At 66.9% G+C, this 24268-nt stretch carries 27 protein-coding genes and 1 tRNA gene; 14 read left to right on the forward strand and 14 right to left on the reverse strand.

The features are described 5' to 3' along the window. Positions 1 to 2 precede the first annotated feature (2 nt). Positions 3 to 1247 carry a serine hydroxymethyltransferase gene (gene glyA / locus ACAH01_RS06115; RefSeq protein ID WP_372480571.1) on the reverse strand — a complete coding sequence of 415 codons (1245 nt, stop codon included), beginning with the start codon at positions 1245 to 1247 and terminating at the stop codon, positions 3 to 5. 126 nt (positions 1248 to 1373) lie between these two features. Between glyA and ACAH01_RS06120 the strand changes: the two genes are divergently transcribed. From ACAH01_RS06120 to ACAH01_RS06150, 7 genes are all read left to right on the forward strand, one after another. Beyond that, complete coding sequence (locus tag ACAH01_RS06120) at positions 1374 to 2105, forward strand: DUF6293 family protein (protein WP_372480572.1); 732 nt, start codon at positions 1374 to 1376, stop codon at positions 2103 to 2105. 121 nt (positions 2106 to 2226) lie between these two features. Next, on the forward strand, positions 2227 to 2391 hold the full coding sequence (locus tag ACAH01_RS06125; RefSeq protein ID WP_372480573.1) for a hypothetical protein: 165 nt from the start codon (positions 2227 to 2229) through the stop codon (positions 2389 to 2391). Between the two features lie 266 nt (positions 2392 to 2657). Next, positions 2658 to 4286 (forward strand): MBL fold metallo-hydrolase, encoded by a 1629-nt coding sequence (locus tag ACAH01_RS06130; protein ID WP_372480574.1) that lies wholly within the window; start codon positions 2658 to 2660, stop codon positions 4284 to 4286. Positions 4287 to 4329: 43 nt separating this feature from the next. Further along, on the forward strand, positions 4330 to 6012 hold the full coding sequence (locus ACAH01_RS06135) for a methylmalonyl-CoA mutase (protein ID WP_372480575.1): 1683 nt from the start codon (positions 4330 to 4332) through the stop codon (positions 6010 to 6012). Between the two features lie 58 nt (positions 6013 to 6070). Next, positions 6071 to 6511, forward strand: coding sequence for a hypothetical protein (locus ACAH01_RS06140; RefSeq protein WP_372480576.1), 441 nt, complete (start codon positions 6071 to 6073; stop codon positions 6509 to 6511). Between the two features lie 40 nt (positions 6512 to 6551). Then, positions 6552 to 6941: a methylmalonyl-CoA epimerase gene (gene mce, locus ACAH01_RS06145; protein WP_170094920.1), complete on the forward strand. Its 390-nt coding sequence runs from the start codon at positions 6552 to 6554 to the stop codon at positions 6939 to 6941. Between the two features lie 69 nt (positions 6942 to 7010). Continuing rightward, positions 7011 to 7979 carry a sugar phosphate nucleotidyltransferase gene (locus ACAH01_RS06150; RefSeq protein ID WP_170094919.1) on the forward strand — a complete coding sequence of 323 codons (969 nt, stop codon included), beginning with the start codon at positions 7011 to 7013 and terminating at the stop codon, positions 7977 to 7979. A gap of 18 nt (positions 7980 to 7997) precedes the next feature. Here ACAH01_RS06150 and ACAH01_RS06155 read toward each other — a convergent pair whose 3' ends face one another. Beyond that, positions 7998 to 9254, reverse strand: a complete 1257-nt coding sequence (locus ACAH01_RS06155; RefSeq protein WP_372480577.1) for an NAD(P)/FAD-dependent oxidoreductase — start codon at positions 9252 to 9254, stop codon at positions 7998 to 8000. Between the two features lie 156 nt (positions 9255 to 9410). Between ACAH01_RS06155 and ACAH01_RS06160 the strand changes: the two genes are divergently transcribed. After that, entirely contained in the window at positions 9411 to 10037 is a 627-nt protein-coding gene (locus ACAH01_RS06160) for an ArsR/SmtB family transcription factor (RefSeq protein WP_372480578.1), read from the forward strand. Between the two features lie 82 nt (positions 10038 to 10119). Further along, positions 10120 to 11238 carry a pyridoxal-phosphate dependent enzyme gene (locus ACAH01_RS06165; protein ID WP_372480579.1) on the forward strand — a complete coding sequence of 373 codons (1119 nt, stop codon included), beginning with the start codon at positions 10120 to 10122 and terminating at the stop codon, positions 11236 to 11238. Here the strand turns inward: ACAH01_RS06165 and ACAH01_RS06170 are convergent. The 7 genes from ACAH01_RS06170 to ACAH01_RS06200 all read right to left on the reverse strand — a co-directional run bounded on the left by ACAH01_RS06170 (position 11235) and on the right by ACAH01_RS06200 (position 14435). Further along, the gene (locus ACAH01_RS06170) at positions 11235 to 11843 is read right to left on the reverse strand and encodes a J domain-containing protein (RefSeq protein ID WP_170094915.1); all 609 of its coding nucleotides are present in this window, start codon (positions 11841 to 11843) and stop codon (positions 11235 to 11237) included. The genes ACAH01_RS06165 and ACAH01_RS06170 overlap by 4 nt on opposite strands. A 49-nt stretch (positions 11844 to 11892) precedes the next feature. Beyond that, entirely contained in the window at positions 11893 to 12648 is a 756-nt protein-coding gene (locus ACAH01_RS06175) for a proteasome assembly chaperone family protein (RefSeq protein WP_170094914.1), read from the reverse strand. A gap of 4 nt (positions 12649 to 12652) precedes the next feature. Further along, on the reverse strand, positions 12653 to 12835 hold the full coding sequence (locus ACAH01_RS06180) for an RNA-protein complex protein Nop10 (RefSeq protein WP_170094913.1): 183 nt from the start codon (positions 12833 to 12835) through the stop codon (positions 12653 to 12655). A gap of 4 nt (positions 12836 to 12839) precedes the next feature. Next, the gene (locus ACAH01_RS06185) at positions 12840 to 13673 is read right to left on the reverse strand and encodes a translation initiation factor IF-2 subunit alpha (protein ID WP_372480580.1); all 834 of its coding nucleotides are present in this window, start codon (positions 13671 to 13673) and stop codon (positions 12840 to 12842) included. Further along, positions 13670 to 13843: a 30S ribosomal protein S27e gene (locus ACAH01_RS06190; protein WP_015763826.1), complete on the reverse strand. Its 174-nt coding sequence runs from the start codon at positions 13841 to 13843 to the stop codon at positions 13670 to 13672. The genes ACAH01_RS06185 and ACAH01_RS06190 overlap by 4 nt, the downstream gene beginning before the upstream one ends. 4 nt (positions 13844 to 13847) lie before the next feature. After that, positions 13848 to 14132, reverse strand: coding sequence for a 50S ribosomal protein L44e (locus tag ACAH01_RS06195; RefSeq protein WP_153553916.1), 285 nt, complete (start codon positions 14130 to 14132; stop codon positions 13848 to 13850). Positions 14133 to 14207: 75 nt separating this feature from the next. Further along, positions 14208 to 14435, reverse strand: a complete 228-nt coding sequence (locus ACAH01_RS06200; RefSeq protein ID WP_170095369.1) for a hypothetical protein — start codon at positions 14433 to 14435, stop codon at positions 14208 to 14210. Between the two features lie 179 nt (positions 14436 to 14614). Here ACAH01_RS06200 and ACAH01_RS06205 point away from each other — a divergent pair, with 179 nt between their 5' ends. Further along, the gene (locus tag ACAH01_RS06205) at positions 14615 to 14875 is read left to right on the forward strand and encodes an HAH_0734 family protein (RefSeq protein WP_153553914.1); all 261 of its coding nucleotides are present in this window, start codon (positions 14615 to 14617) and stop codon (positions 14873 to 14875) included. A 158-nt stretch (positions 14876 to 15033) separates the two neighbouring features. Next, positions 15034 to 15705, forward strand: a complete 672-nt coding sequence (locus ACAH01_RS06210) for a ribonuclease HI family protein (RefSeq protein ID WP_372480581.1) — start codon at positions 15034 to 15036, stop codon at positions 15703 to 15705. Between the two features lie 57 nt (positions 15706 to 15762). Here the strand turns inward: ACAH01_RS06210 and ACAH01_RS06215 are convergent, their stop codons facing one another. Then, complete coding sequence (locus tag ACAH01_RS06215; protein WP_372480582.1) at positions 15763 to 18147, reverse strand: DUF2298 domain-containing protein; 2385 nt, start codon at positions 18145 to 18147, stop codon at positions 15763 to 15765. 102 nt (positions 18148 to 18249) lie between these two features. Between ACAH01_RS06215 and ACAH01_RS06220 the strand changes: the two genes are divergently transcribed. The 3 genes from ACAH01_RS06220 (at position 18250) to ACAH01_RS06230 (ending at position 19620) form a co-directional block, all read left to right on the forward strand. Then, on the forward strand, positions 18250 to 19017 hold the full coding sequence (locus tag ACAH01_RS06220; RefSeq protein WP_372480583.1) for a glycosyltransferase: 768 nt from the start codon (positions 18250 to 18252) through the stop codon (positions 19015 to 19017). After that, positions 19010 to 19471 (forward strand): GtrA family protein, encoded by a 462-nt coding sequence (locus ACAH01_RS06225; protein WP_372480584.1) that lies wholly within the window; start codon positions 19010 to 19012, stop codon positions 19469 to 19471. The genes ACAH01_RS06220 and ACAH01_RS06225 overlap by 8 nt, the downstream gene beginning before the upstream one ends. Positions 19472 to 19545: 74 nt before the next feature. Then, positions 19546 to 19620: transfer RNA gene (locus tag ACAH01_RS06230), tRNA-Met, on the forward strand. Positions 19621 to 20450: 830 nt separating this feature from the next. On the opposite strand, the gene hpt is transcribed toward ACAH01_RS06230, so the two are convergent. The 4 genes from hpt to ACAH01_RS06250 all read right to left on the reverse strand — a co-directional run bounded on the left by hpt (position 20451) and on the right by ACAH01_RS06250 (position 23953). Continuing rightward, positions 20451 to 21020, reverse strand: a complete 570-nt coding sequence (gene hpt / locus ACAH01_RS06235) for a hypoxanthine/guanine phosphoribosyltransferase (protein ID WP_153553910.1) — start codon at positions 21018 to 21020, stop codon at positions 20451 to 20453. A 36-nt stretch (positions 21021 to 21056) separates the two neighbouring features. Further along, positions 21057 to 22922 carry a hypothetical protein gene (locus ACAH01_RS06240; protein WP_372480585.1) on the reverse strand — a complete coding sequence of 622 codons (1866 nt, stop codon included), beginning with the start codon at positions 22920 to 22922 and terminating at the stop codon, positions 21057 to 21059. Next, a complete protein-coding gene (locus ACAH01_RS06245; protein ID WP_372480586.1) occupies positions 22919 to 23407 on the reverse strand; it encodes a hypothetical protein in 489 nt (162 codons plus the stop codon). The genes ACAH01_RS06240 and ACAH01_RS06245 overlap by 4 nt, the downstream gene beginning before the upstream one ends. Positions 23408 to 23497: 90 nt before the next feature. After that, a complete protein-coding gene (locus ACAH01_RS06250; protein WP_372480587.1) occupies positions 23498 to 23953 on the reverse strand; it encodes a type IV pilin in 456 nt (151 codons plus the stop codon). Between the last annotated feature and the right edge of the window lie 315 nt (positions 23954 to 24268).

Here is a 24268-nt window from a genome sequence, read left to right on the forward strand (position 1 = left end):
CACTATTCGTAGACCGGGAACCGATCACAGAGGCCGTCGACGACCTCGCCCGCGTTCTCCCGGACGGCGTCGTCCTCGGGCGCGTCGAGCACGTCCGCGATGGCGTCGGCGAGCCGCCGGGTCGCGTCGGCGTCGAAGCCCCGCGTCGTGATCGCGGGCGTACCGAGGCGGACGCCGCTGGTGACCGTCGACTTCCGTCGGTCGCCGGGGACCGTCGACTTGTTGCAGACGATGCCGGCGTCTTCGAGGACGGCTTCGGCACGCTGGCCGGTGAGATCGGGATGACTCTGCTGGAAGTCCAGGAGGACGAAGTGCACGTCCGTACCACCGGAGACCAGATCGAAGCCACGGCCGTCGAGGTGCCCGCCGAGAGCGGTCGCGTTCTCGACGGTCTGGCTCGCGTACGCCTCGAACTCGGGCTGGAGGGCCTCGTAGAAGCCCGCGGCCTTGCCGGCGACGTTGTGCAGCAGCGGGCCGCCCTGCAGGCCCGGGAAGACCGCCCGGTCGACCGCCGCCGCGTACTCCTCGCTGGCCATGATCGCGCCGCCACGGCCCGACCGGATCGTCTTGTGCGTCGAGCAGGTCACCACGTCGGCGACGCCGACCGGTGAGGGGTAAATGTCGGCGGCGACGAGGCCGGTGAGGTGGGCGATGTCGGCGACGTGGACGGCGTCGACGCCTTCGGCGATCGCTTGCATCCGTTCCCAGTCGACCCGGCGGGGATACGCCGAGTAGCCCGAGACCAGCAGGTCCGGATTCGTCTCGCGAGCGCGCTCGGCGACGGCCTCGTAGTCGAGTCGGCCGGTCTCCGGCTCGACGTGGTAGTGTTCGACCTCGTAGTGGGTCGCCACCGCGGTCGCGTCGTGGCCGTGGCTGAGGTGGCCGCCGCTCGTCAGTTCCAGCGAGAGAATGCTGTCGCCCGGTTCGAGCAGCGCCTCGTAGGCCGCGAGGTTGGCCTGCGTGCCCGAGTGGGGCTGGACGTTCGCGTGGACCGTGTCGAACAGCCTCTTCGCGCGCTCTCTGGCCAGCCGTTCGACCTCGTCGGCGTGCGCACAGCCGGCGTAGTAGCGTTCGCCGGGACGACCCTCGGCGTAGTTGTTCGTCAGGACCGACCCCTGTGCCCGTAGCACGGCGTCGCTGGCGTGGTTCTCGCTGGCGATTAGCGTCAGCGTCTCGTGCTGGCGCTCTCGCTCGGCTGACAGTGCCTCGGCGAGCGACTCGTCGACTGGGGTCAGGTCTGTCGGCACAATAGACCGCACTCGCCGGTCTGGTAAGAGTACTGTCACGACAGCGGTGACAGCCACGCGACGGCCGACACAGTTGTCGCTATTGTCGACACAGTCTTTTTGTGCGGGGACGGCGACGCCGTCGACATGGACGTTGCCCAGCGCGTACACCTGATGCCCGTCGGCTACGAGAACGATCGGATCGTCCTCTCTGCCCAGCGGTTCAGCGCCGACCGCGTCGTGCTACTGGAGTACGACGACCAGACGGCCCACCCCTCCTACGCCGACGAGATTCGCGACCGTCTCGACGACGCGGGAATCGACCACGAGACGATCGACTGCAACATCTTCGACTTCTACGACTCGCTGGGGACCATCGCCGAACTGGCGACCAGATTCGCCGACCACGACGTATACGTCAACCTCGCGACCGGCAGCAAGGTCACCGCCATCGGCGGCATGATCGCCTGCATGGCCACGGGCGCGACGCCGTACTACGTGCGCGCCGAGCGCTACGCCGCAGAGACCGACGGCGACGTTGCAGAGGGGATCCGCGAGGTGACGGAGCTGCCGACGTATCCGATGGACCATCCCGACCCCCAGCAGGTGGCGGTCATGGCACACCTCGAAGCGGAGGGCGGTGTGACCAAACGGGCGCTGATCGACTTCGGCGAGGAGGCGGGACTGCCCTTCCTCGCGGAACACGACGCGGCCAACCGCAAGAGCCAGTATCGGCTGCTGGACAGTCACGTCCTCTCGCCGCTGGCCGAGACCGGCTACGTCACGATCACCGAGCGAGGGCGCTCGAAACGCGTCGAGCTGACCGACGCCGGCCACAACACGCTGCGGGCCTTCCGGTACCTGATCGACGACGACTGATACTGCCGGCTGTGGGTCTGTGACGAATCTCGCGACTCCGGGAGTACGGAGGAGACGATCGTCGCTGCAATCGTTCGTCTGAGGCCCCTGAGTTATTCCCGTCGAGTCCCTACCGTCGTCTATGGCAACGACGACCTACGACTGCGTCTGCGGGGCGACGCTGCGGTTCAAACAGGACCTCGTGGCCGAGGGTGGTGGTCGGACGCCCACGTGGCTCTGTGGCGACTGCTGGACACCGGTGCCGAGCGTCCACGCCGAGAAGATCAGACACCAGCACCCGTCGTGACGGATCCCGGCCAGAGACAGTCGTCGGGAGATTCGCGGACTGATACGGATTATTGTAGCCGTTTGCCCGGTCGACCGCACACTGTCGTGCGGTTGATCCGGTACAGATCTACAATAATCCGTATGACGCCCACGCCGACCCCGGGATAGATGGCCGGTTCGACGCCCAGGACTCGTTCGTTCACGATCGCTTATACTCCCGACACACGAGTGGGATACATTTATTGTCGAATCGAAGTTTAGAGCGGGTATGATGGGTGGGTGGGAGTGCAGATAACGTATCAACACGCGAATCCTCGTGGGGGAAAGGAGTCGACAGTCTTGCGATTCGAGGGATTGATTCCCGACCAGACTGTCGCCGTACTGATCGACGCTGGGAGCGGCGTGGTAGTCGACGACTTGCTGGACCGATCGGCCGGCGAGTACCTGACTGCCGTCTGTCTCACACACGCCCACCTCGATCATTACGAGTCGCTCGGACGAGTGATTCGGGACGGCGCACCGATCCTCGCTACGCCGTCGACGGCGTCGATTCTCGAAGACGTGCTGGCAGCGGGGAAGGAGTACTACGACATCACAGAGACCGATACCGTCCTCGAACGACTCGAAGCGTGCTCTTCGTGGACGCGCCTCGTCGAAGGTCTGCACGTCCATCCGGTACCGGCAGGTCACGCACCGGGTGCCTGTGGATTTCTCTTCGCCGTCAGAGACGACGACGTGTATCGGACGGTCCTGGCGACTGGGGACTTTACGCGACGTGGTGCAGCGGGCTATCCCGGCTTGCCGACCGACCTCCCGGTCGACGTGCTGGTGCTGACCGGTGCGACGAACTCGTCGTTCGAGACCGAGGCCACGGAGATCGTCGAGTCGATCACAGAGCGCGTCCTCGCCGGGGCCCCGGTCCTCGCCTGTACGAGTGCGCTCACTGGCGTCCAGATCGCCTACTGGCTCGGCCACTACTTCGACCAGATCGACGAACACGTCCCGATCCGACTCGCCGGCCACGTTGCGAACGTGTACGACCAACTTGGGTACGAGGTACCGTCGGTCAAGTCGGTCCCAGTGTTCGACGATCCGACGCAGTTCGTCGCCAACGGCGCGCTCGCCATCGCTGGTCCCGAAGTGCCAGTCGGCGGGAGTTCGGCTCGACTCTTCGAACAACTACGGACCGACGCCAACGCATTCGTCTTGCAAGTGACTGGCGGTGGGACGGACCCGGTTACGGCGGGTCAGTGTACGACGACCGCGTTCGTCTTTAGTAACCACCCGACTAGAGAGGTCGTCGACGAAGTCGTGGCGGCGTACGATCCGGTCCACGCGGTCGTCGTCCACCAGCAGAACGAAGCTGCTGATCGCTTCAAGGACCACTACGACAGCTACGTGTGGGCGACCGACGACGCCGACGAGTACTGCCTGTTCGATCGAGGTGGCTGGCAGGGACCTCCCTGGGTGTCAGAGCGAACCGTCCGAAGGGTCGAGGCCAACACCGACACGACCGGCCACCTGCTCGACGGCATCTCGGAATCGACGCTCCCCGTTCCGACAGTCGGACGGACTCCGTCGGTCGATCTGAGTGAAGAGGGGCTCCATCTCGACGGCCTCGACGAGCGCTTCCAACAGACGGAATCAGTTGCCGGCACGGATTCACCGTCGTCTCCACCCAGCGACACGGCACCGCAGGACGATAGTAGTGAGACGACGGACGAGCGGTCGCCGGGATTGGCGGACATCGAGCGTCGACTCGACGCGATCGAAACGCGGCTCCGGGCCGACGAGTTCGAGGCCCGTGTCGTCGACGCCCAAGACGGCGTCACACTGTTGCGACTCGACGACGAGATCGACGGTGTCTCCCACGGGGATCGCGTGACGCTGTCACTCTCACTGGCCGATCGATGAGTGCCACACCACCCTTTTGATTGCGCCGCCCGAGAGATCAGCTATGTTCGATCCCGAGGAACTCGACGAGATCCGTGCCGGCAAGGAACGCTGGCACGAGGAGACGGCCCAGCCGACGCTCGACCGCTTCGGAGAGCGCGAAGAGCGCTTTACCACCGACACGGCGGGCCGCGAGGTCGATCGGCTCTACACGCCCGCCGACGTGGCCGATCTCGACTACGAGGAGGACCTGGGATTCCCCGCGGAGGAGCCCTACACCCGCGGGGTCTACTCGACGATGTATCGGGGCCAGCTGTGGACGATGCGCCAGTACGCCGGGATGGGGACCGCGGCCGAGACGAACGAGCGATTCCAGTACCTCCTCGACCAGGGTCAGACCGGACTGTCGATGGCCTTCGACCTGCCGACTCAGATGGGCTACGACTCCGACGACGCGATGGCGGCCGGCGAGGTCGGGAAGACCGGCGTCGCCATCGACTCGCTGCGGGACATGGAGGTCGTCTTCGACGGGATCGATCTCGGCGAGGTCTCGACGTCGATGACGATCAACGCGCCCGCGAGCGTGTTGCTGGCGATGTACGTCGCCATCGGGGACCAGCAGGGCGTCCCGCGCGAGGAGCTCCGCGGGACGATCCAAAACGACGTGCTCAAAGAGTACATCGCGCGCAACACCTACATCTACCCGCCGGAGCCGTCGATGCGGATCATCACCGACATCTTCGAGTTCTGCGCCCGGGAGGTGCCGAATTTCAACACGATCTCTATCTCCGGCTACCACATCCGGGAGGCCGGCTCGACGGCCGCCCAGGAGATCGCCTTCACGCTCGGGAACGGGATCGAGTACGTCGAGACCGCTCTCGAAGCCGGACTCGACGTCGACGACTTCGCTCCGCAGCTGTCGTTCTTCTTTGCCGCCTACAACAACATCTTCGAGGAGGCCGCGAAGTTCCGGGCGGCCAGGCGGCTGTGGGCCGAGATCATGGAGGAACGCTTCGACCCCGAGGACCCAAAGAGCAAGCAACTGAAGTTCCACACCCAGACCGCCGGCTCGACGCTGACGGCCCAGCAAGTCGAGAACAACGTCGTCCGCGTCGCCTACCAGGCACTGGCCGCGGTGCTGGGTGGGACACAGAGCCTCCACACGAACGGCAAAGACGAGGCCGTCGGCCTCCCGACGGAAGACTCGGTTCGGACCGCGTTGCGGACCCAGCAGATCCTCGCCCACGAGTCCGGCGTCGCAGACACGATCGACCCGCTGGGGGGCAGCTACTACGTCGAGTCCCTCACCGACGAACTGGCCGCCGACGCCCGCGAGATCCTCGACACCGTCGACGACCGCGGCGGCATGCGCCGGGCTATCGAGGACCAGTGGGTCCAGCGGGAGATCCAGGACGTGGCCTACGAGCGCCAGCAAGAACAGGAGGCCGGCGAGCGGATCATCGTCGGCGTCAACGAGTTCACCGTCGACGAGGAAGAGCCAGTCGAGATCGAGGAGGTCGACGAGACGCTCGAAGCCAGACAGCACGAACGCCTCGACGCCCTCCGCGAGGAGCGCGACGACGACCTCGTCGCCGAGCGCCTCGACGCTCTCCGTGTGGCCGCCGAGGGCGACGCGAACCTCCTGCCGCCGATGATCCGAGCGGTCAAGGCCTACGCGACCACGGGCGAGATCTGCGACGTGCTCCGTGACGCCTTCGGGGAGTACCAGCCCGGGGGACCGGCGTAGGACCGTCGTCTGGCGATAGCGACAACTGATTTAAGTAGGCGGTACATCGGGGGCACACATGGTCGAAACGAGACGGCTCGTCGCAGTCTTCCTGATCGGACTGCTCGTCGGCGTCGCCGCGACGACGGCCGTGAGCCTGGGTTTTCAGCAATCGCTGAGCGTTTCGGTGCCGTCGGCGTCCGTGTCCGGCAACTGTAACTCGACCGCTGACGTGAGCGGATGGGCGGCACAGGTCCCGAACCGCGGCCACCAGACGATCCTCCTGAACCAGACAATCTCGGGTCCGGTGGCGAGTAGCTCGCTGGAGGGCGATATCGACTTCCGCCTGACGATCGACACCAACAGCTCTGCGTCCGACTGTCGGTACGAGGCAGTGTTGACGCTGCCCGACAACTTCGACTCGCTGACCGTGTTGCACGACGAGCGTGCTGTCCTCCGGATCCAGAACCGAGGCGACGGCACGTCACGGTTCTGGCAGCTCAACGAATCGGCCGCTTAGCGGCCCCAGCCATTAGTGGGTTCGCGCCGTCGGCTCGGACATGCACTTCGACCACGCCGGCATCGCGACCGACGACGCGGCTACGCTCGCGGGGCTGTACCGCGACCTTCTGGACGCACCGATCGCTCACGAAGAGCGCTTCGACGGGCTCGACGTCGTCTTTCTCGAACTCGACGGGGGCTACTTCGAGTTGCTGGAGCCGACGGCCGACGCCGACGGTGCGATCGCCGGCTATCTCGACGACCACGGCCCCGGCATCCACCACCTCGCCGTGGCGACCGACGACATCGAGGCGGCACTCGCTACCGCCCGTGATGCCGGCGTCGAACTGATCGACGAGGAACCGCGTTCGGGAGCGTGGGGCCACGACGTGGCCTTCCTCCACCCGCGCTCGACCGGCGGCGTCTTGCTGGAGTTCGTCGAGCACTGACACCCTCTCGTCGTGGGCTCCGACGAGCAGAACAAAAAGGACTTACTGCCGCCACGGGTGGGTGGCGGTATGAAGGCTGTCGTCCTCGCCGGTGGTTACGCGACCCGACTCTGGCCGGTCACGAAACACCGGCCGAAGATGTTGCTGCCGATCGGTGACAGCACGGTCATCGACCGGATCCTCGGCGAACTCGAGCGCGACGACCGGATCTCGGAGGTGTTCGTCAGCACCAACGAGCGGTTCGCGACCGACTTCGAGGCCCACCTCGCCGACGCCGACTACGAGAAGCCAAAGCTCACCGTCGAGGACACGACGGCGGAAGACGAGAAGTTCGGCGTCGTCGGCGCGCTCGCCCAGCTCGTCGACCGGGAGGGGATCACGGACGAGGATCTGCTGGTCATCGCCGGTGACAACCTCATCAGCTTCGACGTGGCCGAGTTCCTCGACTGCTTCGAGCGTGCCGGTACGCCGACGATCGCGGCCTACGACGTGGGTTCCAGAGAGCGAGCGAAGTCCTACGGGCTGGTCGAGCTCGACGGCGACGAGGTCGTCGACTTCCAGGAGAAGCCCGACGATCCCAACAGCACGCTCGTTTCGATCGCCTGCTACGCGTTCCCCGCCGAGTCGGTTCGTTTCGAGGAGTATCTTTCGGGTGGGAACAACCCCGACGAGCCCGGCTGGTTCATCCAGTGGCTCGTCGCCAACGACGCCGTCTCCGCCTTTACGTTCGACGGCGCGTGGTACGACATCGGCACGCCCGAGAGCTACCTGGACGCGGTCGCCTGGGAACTGGGCGGCGACGCCGTCGTCGCCGACTCGGCGACGGTCGAGAACACCACCGTCGGTGAGAACGTCCACGTCCTCCCGGGCGCAGAGATCGTCGACTCCAGTCTCGACCACTCGGTCGTCTTCCCCGAGGCGACGATCCGGGACAGCGACGTCCGGCAGTCGATCATCGACCGCGAGACCCACGTCGAAGACCTCGATCTGGCGGGCGCGTTGATCGGGGCCCACACGCACATCACGAACGGCGAGTGATCGCTCGCGCCGTAATTCTCACTGCGTATCGAGCGCCGCGCCGGCAGCGATTCGACCGCTCTCCAGTGCGCCCTGGATCGACGACCAGCGGGTGTAGTCTCCGGCCAGCACCACCGGTCCCTCCGGTGCGTCGACCGCCGGCAGGCCGGCCCGGAATCCCGGTGGCTGGTCGAACTGCGCGAACTCGATGCGGTCGGTCGCGATCAGTTCGAGGTCGGCGAAGCTGGCCTGGGGGTACCACTCGGACAGAGCCGTCCGGACCGTCTCGAACAGCGTCTCGTCGTCGGGATCTCGTTCCCCGAGGAAGGTCGCAGCGTACAGCGCGTGGCCGTCTGGGGCGTACTCCGGTGCGACCGTCGACAGCGGTGCGATCTGGTTCGGCCGGTCGTTCTCGGCGTTGAGCACGATCCGTCGCCCCATCTCCGGACGATCGCCCGACGGCAGCGCGACGTGTTGGGTGACACAGCTCCGTCCCGTCGTCGTGATCGCCGCCACCCCGGTGAGGTCGCTCGCGGTCTTCGGATCGGCCGCGACGACTGCGGCGTCGGCTTCGACGGACTCGTCACCGGCCTCGACGGTGACCCCGTCGCCGGGAACGACCGCGTCGACGGTCGTCCCGGTCTCGACGGTGACGCCCGCCGCTCGCGCCCGCTCGGCGAGCTGGGCCGTAATCGCACCCATGCCAGCGGCCGGCACGGCGGTCGAGCCCTCGGTGAGCATCTTGAACGTGTACTCGAAGACGGCGCTGTCCGTCGACAGCGATCGATCGAGCGTGATACCGCCGTAAAACGGTGCTGCGAAGGACTCGACGAACCCCTCGGAGAATCCGCGATCGGCGAGATACGCCTCGATCGAGGAGCCGCCACGCCGGAGGATCTCGTCGACCGAGCGCCCGCGCAGTTCGCGCTGGAGTCTGTAGAGCCCGAACAGGTCGCCAAGTGTCACCTCGTCGTTGAAGATCGTCGCCAGCGCCGAGCCGGGATCCCGGAGCGGATCGGCCAGCACCGATCGCTTGCCCGGCCGGGCAATCGTCGCACCGGGGGTGAACCGCCGGAGATCGAGCGCGTCGAGATCCAGTTCCCGTTCGACCGCCGGGTAGGCGGGAAAGAGGACCTGGAACCCACGGTCGAGCGTGTACCCGTCGACGGTACGAGAGCGAACGCGCCCACCGACGGTCTCGCGTCGTTCGAACAGCGTCACGTCCGCGCCCGACTCGGCGAGGTGGCGGGCCGCGACCAGTCCCGCCAGTCCGCCGCCGACGACCACGACATCCATACTGGATCGTTCGACCGCGACCACAAAAAACGACTCGGGCTCTGCCCCGCCACCGCTCCGGTCGCGGCCGGGCCACGACGAGGCGGGGGCGTCGGGAGTGAAAGACGCCTTTGAGCCTCCCGGGGAGCTATATCGATCGACGGCGAGTCACACACGATGTCATCGCTACTGCCACTCGAACCGTCGGCGGCGGGGGTCGCGGACCGTGACATCGACCCGAAGCTCGTCGACCTCGCCGACGCCGAGGCCGACGAGATCCTCTCGGCCATCGCCTCGCGGACCGCACGGGACATCCTCGCCGCCGCCTACGAGGAGCCACGGACGGCCTCCGACATCGCCGACGCCATCGAGAGCTCCGTCCAGAACGTCAGCTACCACCTCGATCGACTCTGTGACGCCGATCTCCTGGAGGTCGTCGAGACGTGGTACTCCGAGCAGGGCCGCGAGATGGCGGTGTACGGTCCGACCAGTGCCGCCCTCGTGTTGTACGCCGGGGCCGAGCAGTCGACGCCCTCGATCACGACGGCGCTGGAACGGGTCCTCGGCGGCGTCGGCGTCGTCGGCGTCGCGAGTCTCCTCGTCCACAGGCGGTGGCGCGCCCTGCAACCGTCCGTCAGGGCCGTGCGAGGGGAGTCTGCCCAACAGTCCGTCGTCGACGCGGCGTCCGCGTTCGCGACCGGTCCCGGAGGCGTCGCTCTCTGGACGGGACTGCTCGTCGTCGCCGGCCTGTTCGCGTTCTGGTACTGGCGCACCTACCGACCGGCGCGTCGCCGGACGGCCTGACCGCCACGAGGGCGTCGTCCGTGTCGACGAACGCGGAGCATCCGACCGCACAGCACAAGGGAGCGGGGCCCACAGTGCGAGTATGGAGACGAGTCCGGCCTTTCGCGAGTTCGCCTGTGCAGACTGCGAGGAGACGTTCGACCCACACGAGATCGAACTGCGCTGTCCGGCCTGTGGCGGCCTCCTCGTGGCCCGGTACGATCACGACGCCCGGACGGAGCCGACGCGGCCGCCGCTCCCGCTGGCCCGCGAGCGCATCCACTCGCTCGACGAGGGCGGGACGCCCGCGACCGACTGTCCGACACTGGCCGACGAGATCGGGGCCGATCGACTCCTGCTCAAAGACGAGGGCCGCAATCCGACCGGCGCGGTGACGGATCGCGGACTCGCGGTCGCCGTCAGTGCCGGCGCGGCAGTCGGTGCCGACGCCGTTTCGCTCCCGACGACCGGCAACGGCGGTCAGTCGGCGGCTGCCTACGCCGGTCGGGCCGGCGTGGCCGCTCACAGCTACGTCCCCTCGCGGTGTCCGTTCGTCAACAAAGCGATGATCAACGTCCACGGCGGGGAGATGAACGTCGTCGAGGGACGCTATCCCGACGCGCTGGCGGCCTACGAGGACAGCGACGCCGAACGGTTCCCCGTCGGCCCGTCGTCGCCGTACCGCCGCGCGGGCGTCAAGGGACTGGGCTACGAGCTGCTCACCGGGCCGGCCCCGTCGGCGATCGTGGTCCCCACCGGCCACGGGATCGTCCTCGCCGCGATCCACACGGCGATCGAGGAACTCCGAGAGGCCGGCACCCTCGACGTGACGCCGCGTCTCTACGCCGCACAGCCAGCGGGCTGTGCGCCCGTCGTCGACGCCTGCGGGACCGCCGACGCGGTCGCGCCCACGGAACAGCCCGACACGATCGTCGGTCCCCTGGAAGTCCCCGATCCCGCGGTCGGCTCGCTCGCCGTCGCGGCTGTCGACGAGACCGGCGGGCGCGGCGTCGCCGTCTCGGACAGCGACGCGTTGCAGGCGGCCGTCGACGCGGCCGGCACTGCCGGCGTCGAACTCAGCGCGACCGGCGGCGTCGCCCTGGCCGGCGCGCGCGAACTCGCCGCAGAGTTCGACGAAGAGACGGTCGCGCTGGTCAACCCCGTCGCGGGCTCGAAGGAGGACGACCTGCTTCGCAGCCACCTCATGAGTCAGGGCATCTAGTCGGCGGCGTGTTGCTTCGCTCTCGTGTAGGCCCGTCTGACGCGCTTGAACGCCTCTTCGTCGCCGCCGTGGTCCGGGTGGACCTCTTTGACCTTGCTCCGGTAGGCTCCCTTGACTTCCTCCAGGGTCGCCGACGTGGGCAGGCCGAGCTCGCGGAATGCGTCGGCCGTCGGGTGGTACTCCGTCCTCTCGCTCTCTCCGGTCGACTCCCCGTCGATCGCTGGCGTCTCGAACGGGAGTCTGGCACCGAGGTGCCAGCCCGGCATCTCGTGTTCGACCAGGACGGGAACGGTCGGCGAGCGATCGATCCGGTAGTACGCCCGCGCGTCGAACGTGATCGCTACGTCGCGCTTTGGCAGGTAGAAGGCGACGGGCTGGCCCTCGACGAAGTGATCCTCCGCGAAGGGCTCCTCGATCGCTCGCAGGTACGACCGAAGCTCCTCGCGTCGCCGTCCCTCGCCCGTGCCGGACGAGCCACCCGCTGCCGGCGGCGGGAAGAGTCTGGCCGCGGCGACGAACAGGCCGGCGACGGCGACACTGCCGGCCACTCCGAGCCCGAGGCCGACGAGGAGCCACTCCGGCAGCGACCCAAACTGCGCGAACACGGCTCCACGTTCGGCTGGCGCGATAAAGAATCGTTCGCTATCGGCGCGATCAGCCGATGTACCGCAGGTCTTCGTCGGAGGGGGTCGGCGTCCCCTGCTCCATCTCCTGAATCTTCCGGGCGACTTCCTCCATCTCGTCTGCGCGGTCTTCGAGTGCCTCGTAGTCGATCTCGAAGCCGAGCAGTTCCTGGAGGATCTCCAGAACCGCCTGCGCACTCTTGGGGTCGACGAGATAGCCAGAGGTCTCGCCCATGAGACAGGCCGCGTCGAGGTCACGGCGGCCGCTCAGGCCAAGCAGGAGGCCAGAGACGCCGACGATACCGCCCGCCGGCTCGTTCTCGCGGAAGGCGACGCCGACTGATTCGAGTTCCTCGACCAGTGACTCGGTCGTCGACGCGCCGAGTACGTCGTACTCCTCGATCAGTTCGCCGGTCGGAACGCCACCGAGGGCGTACACCGACTCGACGCCGAACTCCTCGGCCACGTCGAGGAAGGTGTCGGTCAGCCCGTAGTGGCCCTCGTTGTCCTGTGCCTGGTGGTCGCCCGAGAGCACGAGCATGTCCCGTCCGTCCTCCGGTCTGACGGCGTGAAACTCCGCCGACGCCAGCTGTGTCGTCCCGTCTTCGACGGTGACCTGTGGCGGGAAGTGCTGTGAGTAGACGCGGGCGACCAGTTCGCTCTCGAGTTCTTCGAGCAGGTGTTCGGCCGCGAGCTTGCCGACGTGGCCGACGCCGGGCAGTCCTTCGACCAGTACCGGATCGGTCAACGCGCCGTCCGCGATTCGCTCGATCTCGAACTCGTCCATGGCCCTACTCCCGTCGGCGCCGCTTAAGTGCGCGTCGATACTCGCCGTACGGGTCCGCGGGATCGAACGGTGCCGGCGCGCTGTTGACGGCGTCGCTCCCACACTCGGGACAGCGCTCAGAAAGCGTGTAGACGGGCCGGTCGTGCTCGGACGCCCACTCGGAACAGACGCGGAGATCGGCCCGCATCGGCTTACTCTTCGTCTTCGTTGCGCTCGCGGTGGAACTGGCCGGTGCCACCGTGTTCGACGACGACCGCGCTGGCGCGGTCGGCGCTGGCTTCGAGCTCGGATTCGGCGCGCTTGTAGTCGGGGGCCCGGACCTTGATCCGGTACTCGGGCGCGCCGACGTAGGTAACTTCGAGTTCGACCTCCTCGGGCACGTCGGCGTCTGCGTCCGCGCCGTCGGGGAGTGCGTCGGCGTCGCCTTCGGCGGCCTGAAGCGCCTGCTTGATGATCTCGACGCCGTCACTGTCGGGACAGGTCAGGTCGACGTAGCCGGTCACGTCGACGTAGGGCACCGAGACGTTCTCGCGTGCGGTCTCGACGATGGCGTCGATCTCGTCCTCGGAGAGGTCCGTCTCGTCGAGCGCTTCCGTGCCGTGGATCGCCGCGGCCTCGAAGCCGTCGTACAGCGAGCCGAAGTCGGCGAGCAGTTCGTTCGCGACGGCGGCGTACTGCTCGTCGGCGAGATCCTCGCCGAAGGCCAGCTCCATCCAGTTGTCGGCCTTCTGCTCGTTTTTCCACTCCTGGATCTTCTCTTTGCGCTGGTGGTCGTTGACGTCCTTGATCGAGAGGTTGATCTGCTGGGCGTCCTCGTCGATCTCCAGCACCTTCACGACGACAGTCTGGCCCTCGTTGACGTGGTCGCGGACGTTCTTGATCCAGCCGCTGGCGACCTCGCTGATGTGACAGAGGCCGCGCTTGTCCTCGTACTCTTCGAGGTCGACGAAGACACCGAAGTCTTCGATCTCGTCGATCTTGCCGACGGCGAGTTCGCCGGATTCGGGCCAGCCGCTGTACTTCATCGCTGTTCGACCGTTTCGAGGACCGCACCCTCGATGGTCGCCTTGCCGCCGGTCGGGCGGGCGAGCGTGTGCCCACAGACCGCGCAGGCGACTTCGGTGGCGGCCTTGCTGAAGACCGTCTGTTCGTTCTCACAGTCCGGACATTCGACGGAGAGGAAGCTTCCTGCCATCGTTCTAGTCCTGGAACTCCAGTCGGCCAGCTCGCCATCCCTCGCGGAGGTGGGCCTTGCCACAGTCGCTACAGCGGTACTTGAGGTTCGTCTTCTTGGTGGGCTTGTCCCCACCGGGCACCTTCGAGAACTTCCCGGAGTTCCCGATCCCCTTTGAGTTGCGGTCGGCCTGACGGCCGCCGATGTGGGTCATGCCCGACGTGCGGCCGGAACGGACCTTCTCGACCTCGTGTTCGTTGTGCTCGTTACAGTGCGGACAGTACGTGTTAAATCGGCGTGGCATCTGCATAGATATCGACCTTACGGCGAGGTTACACAGCGGTGCTTAAAACCCCGACGGTTCGGTCCCGGCCACCCGACGGTATCAGGAGAGCAACTCGACGAGCCCGGCGAGGAGTCCCGGAATCACCATCACCGCGAGGCCGGCGACGACGACGACGCCGGGCAGGAGGACCAGGCCCGCGCTGGTCAGCAGCCACAGTGCCAGACCCAGCACCACGATCACCAGGCCGAGCAGGCGGAGGCCCCACACGACTGTCCGCCCGACGCCCGAGCCCGTATTCGTGTCACGCCGTCCGAACACTTCGTCCATGCCCGAAGAAATGTCGTCCCACGGGCAAAACTGCTGTGGCCGTTCGAGAGCCAGCCGTCCGTGACGGTCGGGGCTCGCTCCCGCGGTTGGCCCGCTCACGCCTCGCGTCGCTCGGTCAGGGCAACAGATTCGCGTTCCGCACCGTAGAAGCTAAGTGCGCTGTCGGCAAAGACCGGCGCATGAAGAAGCTCATTATCCACGGGGATCCGGGAATCCGGAAGGGTGCCACAATCGAGTACGACGGGGAGGAGTACGTCTGCTTCGCGATCGCCCGTCAGGGCGACTGGCACGGGCCGGACGAACCGCAGCTGTGGTGTACGATCGGCAAACCCGAGGAGCGCGAACGGTTCATGCGCCGCGAGTTCGTCGCGATGCACCTCGACACCGAAGACGTCGACGCCGGTGCGGTCGGCGTCGTCGAGCCACGCGGCGAAGCCTGATCCTGCTGGCGGTCTGTCTCGTTCTCTCTGCTATCACTGCCCTCGACGGTCTCTCGTAGCGGCGACTCTCGACTGTCGAGGGCACATCACACCGACCGACATCGATAGGTGGCTACAGCTCCGACTCCGCGTATGGAACGGTCGCGACGACAGTGGCGGTGGTCACGGTGACGACGGCCCGCGATCTCCCGGCGGAGTCGCTGTCACCGCTGGCCGAGCGCGTCGAGCGCGTCCTGGCCGCGTACGACTACGAGGTGTCGGCAGCGATCGACGCGATCGACGCGGCGGTCCCCGGCATCGGCGGACTGTTCGAGCCCGGAACCGAGCCGGCGGAGTTGCGGGCGGCGATCGAGCACGTGCTGGCGGCCGACGACCACGAGACACGGGTCGATCGCGACCTGGCCGGCGAGACGGCGATTCTCTACGTCGACGGCAGCTCCCGCGGGAATCCGGGGCCGGCGGGCGCTGGGGCCGTCGTGCAGGACGAGGCCGGCGAGTCGCTGCTCCGTCTCGCGCGGCCGGTCGGCTCGCGGACGGACAACAACACCGCCGAGTACGCCGCGCTCGCGCTCGGACTGGCGCGCCTGCTGGCGCAGTTCGAGCCCGCACGGATCGAGGTCAGGATCGACTCGCGGACGGTCATCCGGAGCGTCTGGGAGGAGCGGGCAGATCCCGGTGCCCAGTTCCGCGAGTACCGCGCGGCCGTCGTCGCGCTGCTCGAACGGGCACCGGACGACGACTGGCGACACCTCGCGGACAGCGATCCGAATCCCGCCGACGCGCTCGCGACGGTCGGGGCCGACATCGCCGCGCTGGGTCCCGGTGGCTGATTCTCGGATCCCGCCACTGGGGCCGCCAGCCACGGGGCACACGCCGTTTGCTGCGGGCTAGGACGGCTCTTCGTCACTGTCGTCTGTGACCCGGTAGATCGTCACACCGTCGAACTCCTCGACCGGCTCGACGCCCGCCACCGCGTCGACGGTGATCTGGTCGTAGGTGGCCCGCTCGACCGGGCCGACGTAGACGTACCGCACGTCGTAGCGTTCGAGCAGCGCGGCCTGCTCTTCGGGCTCGCCGGTGTAGATCGTCCGCACGTCCGTCAGTCGCTCCTGGTAGGGCTCGTCTCCGCGGTACTGTGCCTCGTGGAACCACCCGAGGACGGTCGGGAGTCCGGTCAGACTGGCCGGCGCACTCGATCCCTCGCCGTCCGAGGCGTCCCAGGTGTACCCACCCGGTGCCGCCGTGACGAGGACCGGTCGCCCGGAGCGGTCGTCGAGCCAGTGGATCGCCGCGGCCTCCTCTGGGTACTCCGAGTCGAGGTAGGCGAGTCCGTCCAGCGTCGGGTCCGAGCCGTCGAACGCGGTCGTCGCCGCCAGCGGGGCGTACAGCCCGGCACCGACGACGAGGACGGCGAGGGCGACGCGAGGCAGCGCCGAGCGGGCCCGACCGAGTGTGTCCGCTGGGACGGTGACGCGGTTCGTGAACACCCACGCCAGCGCCGGCCCGAGGGCGAGACTCCACAGCACCCACACCTGCATCGACACTTTGAACACCGTGTTCATCCGTCCGGTGGACTCCTTGAGATAGACGAACTCGATCAGCGTCACGAGCCCGATGCCGGCGACGATCAGCACCGTCTCGAAGCCGGCGCTGGCCGCGCCGCCGTCCGAGCGTGCGCGGTCCGTGTCACCAGCGGGTGCGGCGGGACTCGGAGACGTGCCGGGCCGTCGCGCGAGGGCCCAGCACGCGCCCACCAGCGGGACGAACAGGCCGAGGGCGGCGAGATCGAGGACCGCGAAGCCGCCGATCGCGACGGCGGCCCCGACTGTCACGGTGGTCGCCCGCTCGCCGAAGCGCTGGCGGCCCCGCGCCGCGAGGTACGCGAGGAAGGTGACCAGAAAGAGCCCGTGGACGAGCAGCAGTTCCGTCAGCGAGGACCGGTCCGGCAGGACGGCGATCCCGCGCCCGCTTGCCGGCCCGAGCCAGAACGGCAGCGACCAGAGCAAGCCAAGCGCGACGACGGCGACGGCGACGCCCAGGCCGACAGCGAGGCGCGACCCCTCCCGCCAGACGGCAGTTTCGGGGAACCGGTCGGCGAGCGATTCGGGCAGCAGTGACCGTGCGTCGGCCGGTGCGAGGACGACCGTCAGTAGCGCCAGCCCGGCCGGTGTCGGGAACGACCAGGTATTCGTGACCGCCAGCAGTCCAGCGACCGGCGGGAGGACGCCGACCACGAGCAGCCGACGGCGCGCCACCTCGCGGGCGGGCGTCCGGTAGTAGGCCAGACAGACCGCCGCGGCGAAGACGAGGAACGCGGTACTCATCATGTGGGCGTGCAGGTCGCCGTTGAACCACGAGAAGAAGGGGAACTCGTTGATCGTCGGCGCGGTCGCACCCGGATCGGCGTCGCCGAACTGGAACGCGAAGTCGCCCCGGTGGTCGGTGATGACGCGGCTCGCGTCGAAGTAGTAGAACTGACCGAGCCCGTCTGCCAGCCCGTCCCGTTCGATCCCGACGACGCCAGCGAGCCACGCGGACGGGCCGTCGGGCAGGAGTGCGAGCACCACTCGCACCGGCGTCGTGAGGTTGCTCGCGAGCCCGACCGCGAAGACGCTGAGGAGGCCGGCCAGCCGACGCGGGATCGAGCGGTCGGCCGCGACGTTGCCGGCGACGCCGTACACCGCGGTCACGAGCATCGCGTAGAAGCCCGCCAGCGAGAGGTTGTAGGCGAACCGCCCCGCGGTGCCGGTGATGCGGGTGAGAATCGCCGCGACGAGGTGGCCGCCGTAGTAGTACGCGACCGGCTCACCGGCGAACCACACGTCTTCGGGCGGCAGGCTCTCGGCTCGGACGAGCGACTTCAGCAGGCCGAAATCCAGCATCTTCTCGCCGATCGCCAGCGGGAGCGGCGCGATCACCGGGTCGCTCGCGCCCAGCGGGACCGCGAACACGCGCATCCCGACCAGGAACAGGAAGGCCCCGGTAAAGACCAGACAGCTCTCGCCGATCCGCCCCAGATCGAGGTCGACGCCACGGCTTCCCGCCAGAGCGACCAGGCCGACCAGCACGGCGACACCCAGCCAGATCCCCGCCGTCATCGACAGTCGGCCGACGAAGAAGGTGACGAACCAGACGACGGCGATCGACAGCACGACTGCGACGCCAGAGCCCCCGTCCTCGAAGCGCGGGAACAGCCAGCTCGTGACGACGCTGCCGGCCACCAGTAGGGCGAGATAGAGCGCCAGCCAGAGCGCGACGAGACCGTATTCCATTAGTGGGGACAGCGTCACCACCGATAATACGCTTTTTGCACTGCCCCGTGGCCGGCGGGAATGTCGAACTGTTTTTAGCCGCGGTCTCGATTGCCCGGACGAATGGATCAGTCGGTGGGTATCGTCGTGCCCGCGTTTCGACCGGACGTGGATCGACTGGGCTCGTACGTCAGGACGCTCGACGAGCAGTTGGCTCCGGCACAGATCCGTATCGAACTCGACGATCCGGAACCCGGCGTCACCGAGCGGCTGGCCGCGCTCCCCGCCGCGGTCAACGCCGTCCCCTACCGCCGCGGGAAGGGAGCCGCGATCACCGCCGGCTTCGAGGCGATCGAGACGGACGTTCGCGCGTTCGCCGACGCGGACGGCTCGACCGGCGCGACCTCTCTCGCACACGTCATCGACCGGGTCAGGGCCGGCGATGCGGACCTGGCGGTCGGTTCTCGTCGTCACCCCGACGCGACCGTCAGCAGCCACCAGACCTTCGCGCGGCGGTTCCTGGGCGACGGCTTCGCCTGGATCGCCGGCCACCTGCTCGACGTGTCGCTGTACGACTACCAGTGTGGCGCGAAGGCGATCACGGCCGAGGGGTGGGAGCACGTGCGCACGCACCTCTACGACGCCGGCTTCGCCTGGGACGTAGAGCTGGTCGCGATCGCCGGTGCGCTGGGGCTGACCGTCGCGGAGGTCCCCATCGAGTGGGAGGACAGACCCGGCTCGACGGTCTCGCCGGTGCGAACGTCGCTGAACATGGCGACGGCGCTCTTGCGCGCACGCCACCGGGCGAAGCGACTGAGCGACAGCCGTCTGCACGCCGCCATCGCCGCGACACGCGAGGAGGGTCCCGCACTGATCGACAACGATGAGTAGCCGCCTCGCTCCCCTCCGATCGTTGCTCTCGGGAGTCCGGTTCGGCAAGTTCGCCTCGGTCGGTGCGGTCGGGGCCGCCTTCGACACGACGACGTTCGTCGTCCTCGACCAGTTCGTCGGCGTGTCGACCGCCGTCGCCAACGCCGTCGGCATCGAGATCGCGATCCTCGTGATGTTCGCCGTCAACGACAACTGGACCTTCGCGAGCGAAGGCGAGGACGACCGCCGCTCGCTGGGCACGCGCCTCTTGCGCTCGCACCTCGTCCGTGCCGGTGGGTCGACGCTGCAGTGGAGCATTCTCTTCGCCGTCCTCGTCGTCTACGAGGTCAGCGTGCCCGTCTCGGTGGGTCCGGTCGATCTCTGGCCGATCTTCGTCAAGGGCGGCGCGATCGGGATCGCCATGTTCGTCAACTACGTCTTCGAGAGCATCTTCACCTGGCGCGTCCACGAGTGAGTGTGCCGCGAGAGGAACCCACAGAGGACGACCGAATCACAACCCTTAATCGGGGGGAGACGATACGAGATAGTAGCGGGATGGGATAGCCAGGAGATTCCGGCGGGCTCATAACCCGTAGATCGGTGGTTCAAATCCACCTCCCGCTATTTTCGAGCGACCAACTGAACGAGGAGCGTAGCGACGAGTGGGCTGGTCGCTCGAAATAGCACACGTTGATTTGAAGCAGACCACGAGGGAGCGACGCGACCGAAGTGGGCGTGGTTCAAATCCACCTCTCGCTCTATTTTGCCCCGAGCAAACTCGCGAGCGGCAAATCTACGCCGAGTGGATTCGTGCCCTATCAGTCGCGCGCAGCGAAGCGAGCACGTCTGATTCCGGTTCAAATCCACCTCCCGCTATTTTCCGAGCGACCAACTGAACGAGGAGCGTAGCGATGAGTGGACTGGTCGCTCGAAATAGCACACGTTGATTTGAAGCAGATCACGAGGGAGCGACGCGACCGAAGTGGGCGTGGTTCAAATCCACCTCTCGCTCTATTTTGCCCCGAGCAAACTCGCGAGCGGCAAATCTACGCCGAGTGGATTCGTGCCCTATCAGTCGCGCGCAGCGAAGCGAGCACGTCTGATTCCGGTTCAAATCCACTCCCGCTATTTTCCGAGCGACCAACTGAACGAGGAGCGTAGCGACGAGTGTGTCGGGCAGTCTCCAGTCGAGTGAGGAACGTCTGTCCAGGCAATTTCTCAGCAGACGAGCGTCGCGAACGATCTGCTGTACGGCAATCTGTCTGCACGGCAACGGACAGTATCACGACGGCGAGGCGGAGCGTCTCCTGAACGCTCTCGACTCGCCCGTTCGTCCGCCAGGCCAGCAGACGCGACAGCCACGCGCCTCCCCAACCGATTCGCTCCCGTAGGTCGCTCATCCCTCGCACACGATCGTCGCGGCACGGAGGCCGCGACAGCGCGCGCCGCTCCTCTTAGTCGTCGCCGTACTCGTCGACCACGACGACCTCGCCGTCGACGACGTCGACGTTGATGAGCGTCTTCGCGTGGTAGCCGTCGTCTGCGAGCTTGTTCTCTCCGCCCTCTTTCTTGATGACACAGACGATGTCACAGATGTCCGCGCCGATGTCTTCGAGCGCGCCCGTGAGCGCGGCCAGCGTGCCGCCGGTCGAGAGCACGTCGTCGAGCACGAGCACGCGGTCGCCCTCGTAGACGTCGTTGACGTACATCTCGTTTTCCGAGTAGCCGGTGACCTGCGAGAGCGACACCTCGCCGTCGAGGCCGTACTGGCGCTTGCGGACGACGACGAGGGGGATGTCCGTCATCAGCGAGACCGCAGTGGAGATGTGGATCCCCATCGCGGCCGGTGTGACGATCTTGTCGACGTCTTCGAGCTCGGCTTTCCGAATGATCTTGATGACGATCTCGCGGAGCAGTTCAGGACGCAGCATCGGGACGCCGTCGCTGATCGGATGCACGAAGTAGTGATATCCGTCCTTCTCGATGATAGGTGCGTCCAACAGCGACTGTTTGAGCTGATCCATGTCGGCGGTACTTCGAGCCAGCACAAAAACCCGTCGTCAACGGAGCGGGATCGCGTCGGCCAGCGTACGCACCATCGGCAGGGCGTGTGCGCCACCCAGGCCGAAGTACTCCACCGCTGCGAACGCGACGAACACCGTCGACGACGCGAGCGCCAGCCCGAACAGTGCCGCGCCGACTCTGTCGAAGCGCTCGCTCGCGACCGACAGCAACGACCAGCTGCCCAGAGCCAGCGCCACGGCGAGAGCGAGGACGGCGTGAAACTGGAACGCTTCGGCACGGCCCACGTCGAGCGCGACGAGCGCGACGAGGACGAGCTGGCCGCCGATCAGCACGCCACCGCTCCAGCTCCAGAGCACCGTCCGCCAGTGGGCGTCGAGTGCTCGCCCGACTGGTGGGAGCCTCACGGCGAGGCAGACGAGGATGGGTGCGACGGGGAACAGGTACCGAACGGTCACCTGAGCGTGGTGGGGAAGTAAACCAATATATGTGAGTATGAGCGAAGCGGCAGCGAGCGCGAGGAACGCGTCGGCGGGCGTAACTCCGCCGGGGGGCGATCGCCGCTCGATTGATCGTTTGATTGCGACGAGGCTGGTCGAAACCGTTGCGACAATCGTCGCGAGGACGGGAGTGGACTCCAACAGAGTGAGATTTGCCTCGGGAGTCCCCTCGGCGCTGTTCGCGACCTCCGGGATGTATCCGCTCCGGACGAGTGTTCGATAGGCGGCTGTCGGGTCGGTCTGGAGCGAGTGGATCCCGCGCCGAACGAGTCCGAGCAGTTTCATCAGTGGCTCTACTGCGGACTGTCCGAGGACGATTCCGACGCGTACGAACCGAGGGAGATTCGTCATGTCGAAACCGCCAGACCCGTCACCCGAGGACAGTTCGCCGGTGAGCGAGATGTCGCTTCCCTGGCCGACAGTCCGGAGCATCCGGGGAACGGTCAGCGGATCGCCGGTGATGAGCGTGTTCGTCACGAACAGCGGGACGAGCGCCAGCAGGAAGACTCCGCCGAGCACACCCAGGGTTCGCGGGCCGTTGTCCGGTGCCGTCGCCACGTCGACCAGCACGAACGGAACGAATAGTACTAGCGCCTCTGGCGCGTGAACCCACGCCAACAGCGCCAGCAGCGCGTAACAGACCGCTCGCGACTCGAAGGCCCAGTCGCGCTCGGCGTCGCGGCTGTAGGCGAGTCCCAGGGCGACCGCCAGCGCAACCGCGGCCGTGACGACGTGGCGCTTGGGCACGGTCGCCCAGAACGCCAGGGGCGTCCCACCCACGACTGCGACGGCGGCGACGACGCCACGCCGTCGACCGTCGGTGAACGAAACGAGGCGATACGCCAGCGTGCCGACGAAGGCACCGGCAGTCGCGTGTACCAACTGCAAGGCGAGGTGGTGATGTGGGACCGGATCGATCGGCCGGACCAGCGCGACGTTGAGCAGGAACACCGCGGCGACGACGCAGCCGCCGCCGAGCCGCGCGAGGCGCTCGCGGCCGAACTGCCGGCCGGCGACGAGGATCGTCCCGTACACCAGCAGCGACCACAGCGCCACCAGCGCGACGGGGAGGTCGGCGACGGCCTCGATCCCGCGGAGGACAGCGAGGAACGGCAGCGCGAGGACGATCACGCCGTAGTTGCGCGAGTACGTCGAACCGCCGTAGAAGTTCGTCCCTGGCGACCGGAGCGAGCCGTACTCCGGGTCCGTCAACGCGATATTGCCGTCGGCGACGGCGGCCAGCCCGTTGGCGATCGTGTGGGAGTCGTTGATCAGAAAGGCCGTGCGCCACAGCGCCAGAAACAGACAGAGGCTCCCGAGAAAGACGAGTAGCCCGACGCGGTCGCCAAAGAGGAACCGGTAGGACAGCCCGCTCGCTCGTCTCCTCGACTCGCGGTCGATCACTCGATCACCTCCACCGTCGTCGAGCGCTCGGCGACGACCCGGCTGGTGTCGTTCGCGCGCACGACCACCTGCAGGCGGCCCTCGTAGCTCGTCCGGTTGACCGTGTCCGGCGGGAACGTGTCGTCGGACATCGACGCCGCGTACGAGCCGACGCTCTCCGTCGAGAGGAAGTGCGTCGTCGACCGCGTGTACCCGCGCTCGTCGATCTCCAGTCGGTAGACGAGCAACGGCCGGCCCTCGACGGCGGTGATCGCCACGGTCGCGTCGGGCACCCGGAGCGTGTACTCGCCAGCTCCGAACCGCCCCGCCGTCAGCGTCGCCCGCTCTGGCAGCGACGCCGACTCGACCGTGACCGATCCCGAACCGTACGCAGGCGTCTCGGCGTCGCTCGTCAGATCGACGGCCCCCACGAGCGGCCCGGAGACGAGCGTCGTCACCGCGACGAGCCCGACGACTCCCCAGACGACAGCCCGGTCTACGTCCATCGTATCACGGCAGTGCGACACGGGAAATAAAGCTGTCGTGGACAGCGCCGTCGCTCACCGGTCGAAAAAATGGAGGAAAGAGCGCGGTCGTTAGGCGTCGGGGCCGCTGTCAGAGGACAGTGAGGCCGAGGAATCGCCCTCGTTCGAGACGTAGACGACACTCAGATCCCAGTCTCCATTGCTCCCGATTTCCGAGTCGTACGTCACGGCATTACCAGCCGTGACCATTGAAGATGTTGGTACCGAAGCTTTGTTTGACCAAGATTCATCAATATCGCTACCACCACCAGAACCACCAGTACCGCGGATATACAGTTCGTCGGCCTGAATTGGGTCTCCACCGTCGTGGGTGATCTTGACAGATGGAGCATCGGAGTCGTAATCGAAGCTGAAGCTCGCGGTTGGCGTTGTATTCGTCTGGTCACCGAGTCCGAGGACGAACGACGCGATGACGGCTGCCAGGATCACCGTGATGGCGACCATCAGGATGACACCGATGACAGGCGATACCGCGTCGTCGTCGTTGAATAGCTGTTTCAGATCCATGGTTTATCACGCACACCCGTCCACAGCGAGCGGGGCATCCCCTGCCCCCCTGCTCGCGGTGGGTGCTACCTCAATCGATACTGCCGGGGGTACTTATACCCTGTCTACGTTTTATCGCTTCAATCACGCGCTGGAACGCTTCAAGAGGGCCTTGGATACCCGATATCGCGTCCTTCAGCAATCTTCACCGTTGATAATGAATCTGGCGTCGTCGACGGCACCATGCGGTGTGATGGCTCCGGACCAGCGACCTTCTGGCCCGCAGGCCGTCACTCTGTTCCGAGACACACCGCTGGTGCTCGCAAGTCATTCAAG

Origin of the sequence: Halomicrobium sp. HM KBTZ05 (assembly GCF_041530035.1) — an archaeon.
Classification (GTDB): domain Archaea; phylum Halobacteriota; class Halobacteria; order Halobacteriales; family Haloarculaceae; genus Halomicrobium.